This is a genomic window from Thioalkalivibrio sp. XN8, assembly GCF_011058255.1.
GTDB lineage: Bacteria > Pseudomonadota > Gammaproteobacteria > Steroidobacterales > XN24 > XN24.
Genome location: NZ_JAALFH010000011.1, coordinates 153,904 through 163,204 on the forward strand (window position 1 = coordinate 153,904; position 9,301 = coordinate 163,204).

Below are 9,301 nucleotides of genomic sequence, written 5' to 3' on the forward strand. Positions count from 1 at the left end.
GCGATGGTAGCACAGCGCCGGTCGCGCCTCGGCCGGGCTGGCTATAATGCGGGCCACCCCGCAGCCCTGCCGCCACCGGACTCGCCTTGAGCTCACAACCGACCCCGCTGTATCGCTTTCTCGGCCCCAGGTTCTGGCCGCTATGGCTGGCGCTCGGCGTGGTGCGGCTGTTGGTGGCGCTGCCCTTCGGCGCGCAATGCATAGTCGGCCGCGGCATCGGCCGGGTCGCTTTCCTCCTCGGCGGCAAGCGCAAGGCCATCGCGGCGCGCAATCTCGAGCTGGCGTTCCCCGAGCTCGACCCTGCGGCGCGGCGCCGCCTGCTGCTGCAGCATTTCCAATCGCTCGGCATGTCGGTGATCGAGACCGGCATCTGCTGGTGGGCGAGCGACGAGCGCATTGCGCGACTGGTCGAGGTGTCCGGCCTCGAGCATGTCGAGGCCGCGCTGGCGGCCGGGCACGGCGGCATCATGCTCACCGGCCACTTCACGACGCTCGACCTGGGCGGCCGCTTCCTGACGCGGCTGGCGCCGGTGAGCGCCATGTACCGCCCGCACCGCAACCCGCTGTTCGAGGAGATCATGCGGCGCGGGCGCGAGCGCTCGGCGCGCCAGGCCTTCGTCAAGACCGACGTCCGCGCCATGATCCGGGCGCTGCGGACCAACCACCTCGTCTGGTACGCCCCGGACCAGGCCCACCAGCGCGGCAAGTACAGCGCCGTGGTGCCCTTCTTCGGCGTGCCTGCGCCAACCAACACGGCCACCTCGGCCTTCGCCCGGCTCGGCGGGGCGCCGGTCATTCCCTTCTTTCCGGTACGGCTGCCGGGCCGCGCGGGGTACCGCCTGGAGATCCTGCCGCCGCTGGCGGGCTTCCCGGGCGACGACCCGGCGGCGGACGCCGCGCGCATCAACCGGCTGCTGGAGGAGCGAATCCGGCTCTGTCCCGAGCAGTACCTCTGGGTGCACCGGCGTTTCAAGCCCGCCGGCGCGGACGGCGAGGACTACTACGGCCCGCTGGCGCGCAGGCGCAAGCGCCGCGCCTCCTCGTAAGCGGCCAGCAGCGCCTCCCAGCCCGCGGCGTCGAAGGCGGGCGCGCCCGGCTCGCCGGCAATCTTGCGCAGCGAACGCTGCAGCCGGGCGAGGTTGTCCTCGCGCCAGGACCCCGGGGGGCGAAACCGCGCCTTGTCGAAGTCCAGCAGCCACGGCGCCCCGGCCTGGTCCAGCATGACGTTGTGGGCGTTGAGGTCGGCGTGCTGCGCGCCGGCCTCGTGGAAGCGCCAGATCATGGTCCCGATCCCCGCCCAGTCGACCTCCCCGCCTGCCCCGAGGCAGCTCGACAGCGGCCGGGCGCCGGGAATGCGCACAGTCACGAGGTCCGCGCGGTACCACAGCGCCTGCCGGCGCCACGCGGCCGCCACCGGCCGCGGCACTGGCAGGCCGAGCTCGCGCAGCCGGGCCAGCATGCGCCATTCGCGCCAGCACCGCGTCCGTTCGGCCCCGCGCCAGGCATAGAGATCGGGCACCAGGCGGCCGTACAGCCCGCCGCGCCGGTAATGCCGCACCGCCCATTGCCCGCCCGGAGCCTCGACGAACACCACCCGCGTGCGGCCGCGCTCCGCCAGGCCGGACGGACTGCGAGCCCACAGTGACGCGATGAACTCCGGGCCGGGGTCGGGCACCAGCCGGGCGTCGTAGAGCAGGCCCCAGCCGGGGCCGCGCGCGGCGGCCGGGCTCATGGCCGCCGCCGCCTCAACCCGTCTCGTCCGGCCCGTCGACCAGGGTGAACACGGCACCGCAGTAAGGGCACTTCGCGCTGCCGGTGGCCTCGATGGGCAGGTAGACGCGGGGATGGGAATTCCACAGCATCATGGCCGGCGTCGGACAGGACAGCGGCAGGTCTTCCCGGCGGACCTGGTAGTGACGCTCGGCGTTCGCCTCGAGGAGTTCGTTCTCGGCCATCTTCGTTCCTGCTGCCCGGCCCGCGCATTATAGCGGGGCGGGCGCCTCCATGATGCGTTGCCACAGTTCGCGGACGCGCGACCGCAAGCCGGCCACGTCGGCCGCCGGCACCAGGCCGGGGCCGCCCGCGAGCGCGAGCCGGTGCAGCCGCTGGCGGAATTCCAGGTAAGCCTCGTGCAGCAGCGCGGCGTCCGCCGCCGCCAGCAGGCCGGCGTCCCGCAAGTCCTCCAGCTGGCGCACGTTGTCGCTCCAGCGCAGCAGGCCCGGGTGCTCCGCCGCGTGCTGGAGCACCAGGTACTGGACGATGAACTCGATGTCGGCCACGCCGCCCGCGTCCTGCTTCAGGTCGAACAGCTCGGCGGTGCCCTTCGACAGTTCGCTGCGCATGCGCTCGCGCATCGCCGCCACTTCGCCGCGCAGGCCGTCGCGGCGCACGGCTTCCACCAGCACCCGTTCGCGCAACGCCTCGAAAGCCGCGCGGACGCCGGGATCGCCGGCGACGGCGCGGGTCCGCAACAGGGCCTGGTGTTCCCAGGTCCAGGCCTGCTCGCGCTGGTAGGCCTCGAAGGCATGCAGGCTGGTGACCAGCAGCCCGCCCTTGCCGCTCGGCCGCAGGCGCGTGTCCACCTCGTACAGCACGCCCGAGCCCGTCGGCGTGGCAAGCAGGTGCACGATGCGCCGGGTCATGCGGGCGAACAGCATGCCGGCCTCGATCACCTCGGGGCCTTCGGTCTGCTGCAGCTCGCCGGCCGCGTCGTGCACGAACACCAGGTCCAGGTCGGAGCCGTAGCCGAGCTCGATCCCGCCCAGCTTGCCGTAGCCGATGACCGCCATGTGGCACGGCCTCAGGGTGTCCGTGGTCGCGCCGCACAGCGGCTGCCCGTGGCGGCGCTCGGCATCGGCGCGCGCGATGCGGATGCACGCCTCCAGCAGCACCTCGGCGATCCAGGTCAGCTGGTCGCTGACCTTCATCACCGGCAGCCGGCCCGTCAGGTCGGCGACGGCGACCCGGAACACCGCGGCCCGCTGGAAATTCCGGAGCGCATCCATCAGCGCCTCGAGATCGTCCGGCTCCACGCCGGCGAGGCGCTCCTCCAGCTCCACCGCCAGCTGCTCGCGGCCCGGCGGCGACTCCATCACCCGGGGGTCGATCAGGTCGTCGAGCAGCAGCGGGTGCACCGCCACCTGGCTGGCGAGAAATTCGCTGCCGCCGCACAGCGTGATGAAGCGCTGCAAGGCCGCCGGGTTCTCGTTCAGAAGGGCGTAGTAGGCACTCCGGCCGCCGATCGCCGTGACCACCCGCAACAGGCGCTCCAGCGCTTCCTCCGGCGCGTCCAGGGCCGCCGCCCCCCGGGCCAGGGCCGGCACCAGCAGGTCGAGGCGCTGGCGGGCGGTCTCGTCGAGCCGCCGGTACCAGCCGGCCGCCGCCAGACCCTGCATCGCGGCCAGGGCACGCTCGGGGGCCGCGAAGCCCGCCCGGGCCAGGCCGTCACGGGCAGCCGCCTCGTTGGCGTCGGCCCGCCAGGCGGTGTCGACGGCGTCCTCGGCCGGCCCGCCGGCGGCCCCGGCAGTCTGGTGCCGGAACCAGCGGTCGACGCGCTCCAGGTGCTCGTCCAGCGCCGCGTGAAACTCGTCCCAGGCGGCATAGCCCATCGCCACGGCCAGCCGCAGCCGCCCCGTCTCGTCCGCCGGCAACTGGTGAGTCTGGCGGTCCTGCCAGGCCTGCAGCCGGTTCTCCGTCAGCCGCAGGAAGCGCCAGGCCGCCCGCAGCTCGGTCACCGCCGCCGCCGGCAACAGCCCGGTCTCCTCCAGCCGCGCCAGCGCGGCCGGCAGGCCCTGCTGGCGCAGCCGCGGATCGGCGCCGCCGCGCAGCAGCTGCAGGCACTGGACGACGAACTCGATCTCGCGGATGCCGCCGCGGCCGAGCTTGATGTTGCCGCGCAACTCGCGCCGCTCCACCTCGGCCGCGATTTTCTGCTTCATTTCGCGCAGGGCTTCGAACAGCCCGAAGTCGAGGTAGCGCCGGAAGACGAAGGGCCGCAGGATGTCGCGATAGAGGCCCATGCCGGCGCGATGGCCGGTGACCGCACGCGCCTTGACGTAGGCATAGCGCTCCCAGGAACGGCCGTGCTGCTGCAGGTAGTTGGCGAAGGCCGGCAGGCTCATGACCAGCGGGCCGCTCTCGCCGAACGGCCGCAATCGCATGTCGACCCGGAATACGAAACCGTCGGCCGTCGCCTCGTCCAGCAGCCGGATCAGCTGGCGCCCCGCCCGCGTGAAGAACTGCTCGTTGCTCAGGCTGCGTGCACCGTCGGTTTCGCCGGCCTCGGGGTAAAGGAAGACCAGGTCGATGTCGGACGAGAAGTTGAGTTCGCCGCCGCCGAGCTTGCCCATGGCGATCACCAGCAGGCGCTGGGGCGCGCCGTCGGCGCCGCGGGGCTCGCCGTGGCGCGCCGCCAGGCCGGCATGCACCCAGTCGGCCGCGGCGCGGATGCAGACCTCGGCCAGCTCGCTCAGGTGGCCGAGCGTCTCCTCCAGCGCTGCCCAGCCGGCGAGATCGCGCCAGGCGATGCGCAGCATTTCCTGGCGGCGAAACGCGCGCAGCCGGCTCATGGCGGCGGCCTCGTCGGCGGCCTCCTCCAGCAGCGTGGGCACCTGGGCGAGCAGCGTGCCCGGCGTCCAGTGGCGCTGCGCGGCCGCGCCGAGCGCCTGCAGCGCCGCGCCGTCCTTCAGGGCCTGCTCGCTGACGAACTCGCTGGCCGCCCAGACCGCGGGCGCCGACTCCGCGAGGGTCTCGTCGGCGGCCAAGGCACGGGCCGCGTCCGGGGCGGCGGCGGCGAAGCGCCGCCAGCGCTCCGGCAAGTCGCGCCGCAACGACTTCGGCAGCGCTGCCAGGCCGGCGGCCACGGCATCGGTCGGGGAGGCGGGATTCATCGCTGCAGAGGATAGCAGCCAGTCACCACGGGGGGCGGACAAGAAAAGGGCCGGGCAGCCTCGGCCGCCCGGCCCTCGTCAGTGCCGCTGGCGCGGATGACTACATCATGCCGTCCATGTCGGGCATGGCGGGCGCCTTCTCGTCGTCCTTCGGCGCCTCCGCGATCATCACCTCGGTAGTGAGCAGCAGGCCGGCCACGGAAGCCGCGTTCTGCAGCGCGAGGCGCGTGACCTTGGTGGGATCCAGGATGCCCATGTCGATCAGGTCGCCGTACTCGCCCGAAGCGGCGTTGTAGCCGTAGTTGCCCTTGCCGTCCCGCACCTTGTTCAGGACCACCGAGCCGTCTTCGCCGGCATTGGCGACGATCTGGCGCAGCGGCTCCTCGGCGGCCCGGAGCAGGATCTTCACGCCCATGTCCTGGTCGTGGTTCTCGCCCTTGAGCTTGCCCAGCTCAGCCACCGCGCGCACCAGGGCCACGCCGCCGCCGGGCACCACGCCCTCCTCGACCGCGGCACGCGTGGCGTGCAGCGCGTCCTCGACGCGAGCCTTCTTTTCCTTCATCTCGACCTCGGTGGCCGCGCCGACCTTGATCACGGCGACGCCGCCGGCGAGCTTGGCGACTCGCTCCTGCAGCTTCTCCTTGTCGTAGTCGGAGGTGGCCTCCTCGATCTGCGCCCGGATCTGCTCGATCCGGCCCTTGATGTCGTCGGCCTTGCCGTGACCATCGATGACAGTGGTGTTTTCCTTGGTGACCTGGACCTTCTTGGCCTCGCCGAGGTCGGCCAGGGTGGCCTTCTCGAGCTGCAGGCCGACTTCCTCGGAAATCACCGTGCCGCCGGTCAGGATCGCGATGTCCTGCAGCATGGCCTTGCGGCGGTCACCGAAGCCCGGGGCCTTGACGGCGGCGACCTTGACGATGCCGCGGATGGTGTTGACCACCAGGGTGGCCAGCGCCTCGCCCTCGACGTCCTCGGAGACGATCAGCAGCGGGCGGCTCGACTTGGCCACGGCCTCCAGCAGCGGCAGCATCTCGCGGATGTTCGAGATCTTCTTGTCGTGCAGCAGGATGTAGGGGTTCTCGAGCACGACCGACTGCGTCTGCTGGTCGTTGATGAAATAGGGCGAGAGGTAACCACGGTCGAACTGCATGCCCTCGACCACGTCCAGCTCGCTCTCCAGGCCCGAGCCGTCCTCGACAGTGATCACGCCTTCCTTGCCGACCTTGTCCATCGCCTCGGCGATGCGGTTGCCGATCTCGCTGTCGCCGTTGGCGGAGATGGTGCCGACCTGGGCGATGGCCTTGCGGTCCTCGCAGGGCTTCGACAGCTCCTTCAGCTCACCGATCACGGCCGTGGTGGCCTTGTCGATGCCGCGCTTCAGGTCCATCGGGTTCATGCCGGCGGCAACCGACTTCATGCCCTCGCGCAGGATGGCCTGCGCCAGCACGGTCGCGGTGGTGGTGCCGTCGCCCGCCTCGTCGGAGGTCTGGGAAGCGACTTCTTTCACCATCTGGGCGCCCATGTTCTCGAACTTGTCGGCCAGCTCGATTTCCTTGGCGACGGAGACGCCGTCCTTGGTCACGGTCGGCGAACCGAAGCTCTTCTCGAGCACGGCGTTGCGGCCCTTCGGGCCGAGGGTCACCTTGACGGCGTTGGCGAGGATGTTGACGCCACGGACCATGCGGCCGCGGGCTTCATCGCTGAACTTGACTTCTTTTGCAGCCATGGATGTCTGCTCCTGGATTTGGTGTTCGCTGGATTAGTGCGGTGGGAGAGGCGGACGGGGGCTTCAGCCCTCGAGGACGGCCATCACGTCGTCCTCGCGCATCACGAGAACTTCGTCGTTGTTGACCTTCACCTCGGTCCCGCTGTACTTGCCGAAGAGGACGCGGTCGCCCACCTTCAGGTCCAGCGGCCGGGTCTCACCGTTCTCAAGGATCTTGCCGTTGCCCACGGCGATCACTTCACCGCGAATCGGCTTCTCGGCGGCGGTATCGGGAATCACGATGCCGCCTGGCGAGGTGCGCTCTTCCTCGAGGCGCTTGATGACGACCCGGTCATGAAGCGGACGAATCTTCATATTCGTATTCTCCTTGGAAAATCAATGGGTTGATTGCTCCAACCCGGACTGTTCTTGGGGGCGAAGCTGTTAGCACTCGTCCCGAGTGAGTGCTAATAATAGGGGCGGTTCCACCGGAGTCAAGGGTTATCGTCTACGCATGGCGCGAACCGGCCCGGGCGGCTATCCTTGTCCGCCACGAGATTCAGCGGGATAGCGCAAGTGACTGAGCCGCAATGCATTGTCGTGCTGTGCACCGCCCCGGAGGACGACACGGCCAGCCGGATCGCGCGCGCGCTGGTGGGCGACGGGCTGGCCGCCTGCGTGAATCGCCTGCCTGGCGTGGTATCGAATTTCCGTTGGGAAGGGCGGGTCGAAGAGGAGCGCGAGACGCTGCTGGTGATCAAGTCCACCACGGCGCGCCTGGCCGAGCTGAGCGCCCGCATCAGGGCCTTGCACCCCTACGAACTTCCGGAGATCGTGGCGGTCCCTGTAAGCGGTGGCCTCGAGCCCTACCTCGACTGGGTCAGAAGCAGCGTGGCCGGCGCCCCCGGCTCATGAACGGCGAACCAGAATGCTGAGAATCCTCCTGCTGGTGCTGGCGACGCTGGGCTCCTTCCAGGCCGTGGCCGAGCCCCAGCTGCTGCGGGCCGAACAGGCCTTCCGCTATACCGCCGCGCACGACGGCAGCGCAGTCGTCCTGCGCTGGCAGGTGGCCGACGGCTATTACATGTACCAGGACCGCTTCGGGTTCCGCAGCCTGGACCCGGCAGTCGAGCTGGGCGAGCCCGACATGCCGGCCGGGCTGCCCTACGAGGACGAGTTTTTCGGCGCCACCACCATCCACCGCGGCGAGTTCGAGATCCGCATCCCGCTGGCAGGCGAGCCGGCCGACGCCCCGTTCAGCATCGAGATCCGCTCCCAGGGCTGCGCCGACATCGGCGTGTGCCTGCCGCCGCAGACCTGGCAGGCCGAAGTCCTGCCTGCCGGCCTGGCACCGGCCGCGCCCGCCGCGACCCCGGCCGCCGAGCCGCCCCGGCGCTCCCTGCTGTCGTTCCTGACCGGCGATGGCGCGCCGACCCAGCAGGCCTTCCTGCCGCCGGGCGAAGCGTTCCGGACCAGCGCCTGGCGCGACGGCGAGGCGATCGTGCTGGACTGGGACATCGCGCCCGGCTACTACCTCTACCGCGACAAGTTCAGCGTCAGCGCGGGCGACGCCCCGCTGGCCGCCGAGTTTCCCCGTGGCGAGATGATCCGGGACGAGACCTTCGGCGACGTCGAGGTGCTGTTCGACGGGGCCACGACCCGGGTCGTTCCGCCGGCCGGCACGGAGGTGCTGGTCGCCCGCTACCAGGGCTGCGCCAAGGACGGCATCTGTTATCCCCCGGAGACCTGGCGCATCGAGCTGGCGAGCCTCGGGCCGGCGCCGGCCGGCGCCGGCCCGGCAGCCGCGTCGGACCCGGGCGGCCCGGTATCGGAAACCGACCGGCTGGCGGCCCTGATCAGCGACGGCTCCCTGCCGGCAGTGCTGGCGGTGTTCTTCGGCCTCGGCCTGCTGCTCGCCTTCACGCCCTGCGTGCTGCCGATGGTGCCGATCCTCTCGGGCCTGATCGTCGGGCAGGGTCCCGACGTCACCACTCGCCGGGCCTTTTCCCTGTCGCTGGTATTCGTGCTGGCGATGGCGCTGACCTACACCATTGCCGGGGTGGTGGTCGCCCTGCTCGGCCACAACCTGCAGGCGACCTTCCAGCATCCGGCGCTCTTGATCGGCTTCTCCCTGGTGTTCCTGCTGCTCGCGCTCGCCATGTTCGGCTTCTATGAGCTGCAGGTGCCCGCCTCGCTGCAGGCGCGCATGGCCGCCTGGTCCAATCGCCAGCAGTCCGGCACCTGGCTGGGGGCCGGCGCGATGGGCGTGTTCTCGGCGCTGATCGTGGGACCGTGCGTCGCGGCGCCGCTGGCTGCGGCACTGATCGTGATCGGCGCCTCCGGCGATCCCCTGCGCGGCGGCGCAGTGCTGTTCGCCTTGTCGCTCGGCATGGGCGCCCCGCTGCTGGCCTTCGGCGCCTCGGCGGGCAAGCTGCTGCCGCGGGCCGGCGCCTGGATGGAGCAGATCAAGAACCTCTTCGGGCTGCTGCTGCTGGGCGTGGCGGTTTGGATGCTCGAGCGCATCGTGCCGCCGCCGGTGGCGCTGGCGCTGTGGGCCGGCCTGTTCTTCCTGGCGGCGATTTTCCTCGGCGGACTGGAGCCGCTCCGGCCCGAAGCCGGCCCCGGGCGACGCATCGCCAAGGGCCTGGGGCTGATGGCGCTGCTCTACGGCGCGGTGCTGCTGGTCGGCGCGGCGGCCGGCGGGCAG

At 71.1% G+C, this 9,301-nt stretch carries 8 protein-coding genes; 3 read left to right on the top strand and 5 right to left on the bottom strand.

Translation table 11 applies throughout. The annotated features are described in order from the left end of the window. Positions 1–86: 86 nt before the first annotated feature. Positions 87–1,046 (top strand): LpxL/LpxP family Kdo(2)-lipid IV(A) lauroyl/palmitoleoyl acyltransferase, encoded by a 960-nt coding sequence (lpxL, locus tag G6N75_RS01880; RefSeq protein ID WP_165346363.1) that lies wholly within the window; start codon positions 87–89, stop codon positions 1,044–1,046. Here lpxL and G6N75_RS01885 read toward each other — a convergent pair. From G6N75_RS01885 to G6N75_RS01905, 5 genes are all read right to left on the bottom strand, one after another. Next, the gene (locus tag G6N75_RS01885; RefSeq protein WP_165346364.1) at positions 1,001–1,732 is read right to left on the bottom strand and encodes a 3-deoxy-D-manno-octulosonic acid kinase; all 732 of its coding nucleotides are present in this window, start codon (positions 1,730–1,732) and stop codon (positions 1,001–1,003) included. The genes lpxL and G6N75_RS01885 overlap by 46 nt on opposite strands. A gap of 13 nt (positions 1,733–1,745) precedes the next feature. Next, positions 1,746–1,955, bottom strand: a complete 210-nt coding sequence (locus G6N75_RS01890) for a zinc-finger domain-containing protein (RefSeq protein ID WP_165346365.1) — start codon at positions 1,953–1,955, stop codon at positions 1,746–1,748. Positions 1,956–1,982: 27 nt separating this feature from the next. Further along, complete coding sequence (gene glnE / locus G6N75_RS01895) at positions 1,983–4,889, bottom strand: bifunctional [glutamate--ammonia ligase]-adenylyl-L-tyrosine phosphorylase/[glutamate--ammonia-ligase] adenylyltransferase (protein ID WP_165346366.1); 2,907 nt, start codon at positions 4,887–4,889, stop codon at positions 1,983–1,985. Positions 4,890–4,989: 100 nt separating this feature from the next. Continuing rightward, positions 4,990–6,615 (bottom strand): chaperonin GroEL, encoded by a 1,626-nt coding sequence (gene groL, locus G6N75_RS01900; RefSeq protein WP_165346367.1) that lies wholly within the window; start codon positions 6,613–6,615, stop codon positions 4,990–4,992. A 63-nt stretch (positions 6,616–6,678) separates the two neighbouring features. Beyond that, positions 6,679–6,969, bottom strand: coding sequence for a co-chaperone GroES (locus tag G6N75_RS01905; RefSeq protein WP_165346368.1), 291 nt, complete (start codon positions 6,967–6,969; stop codon positions 6,679–6,681). Positions 6,970–7,170: 201 nt separating this feature from the next. Here G6N75_RS01905 and cutA point away from each other — a divergent pair, with 201 nt between their 5' ends. Together cutA and dsbD are read left to right on the top strand one after the other, a co-directional pair. Then, positions 7,171–7,509, top strand: coding sequence for a divalent-cation tolerance protein CutA (cutA, locus tag G6N75_RS01910; RefSeq protein WP_165346369.1), 339 nt, complete (start codon positions 7,171–7,173; stop codon positions 7,507–7,509). Between the two features lie 13 nt (positions 7,510–7,522). Continuing rightward, positions 7,523–9,301, top strand: a 1,779-nt coding sequence (gene dsbD, locus G6N75_RS01915) for a protein-disulfide reductase DsbD (RefSeq protein WP_165346370.1), incomplete at its 3' end; no start/stop codon positions are given.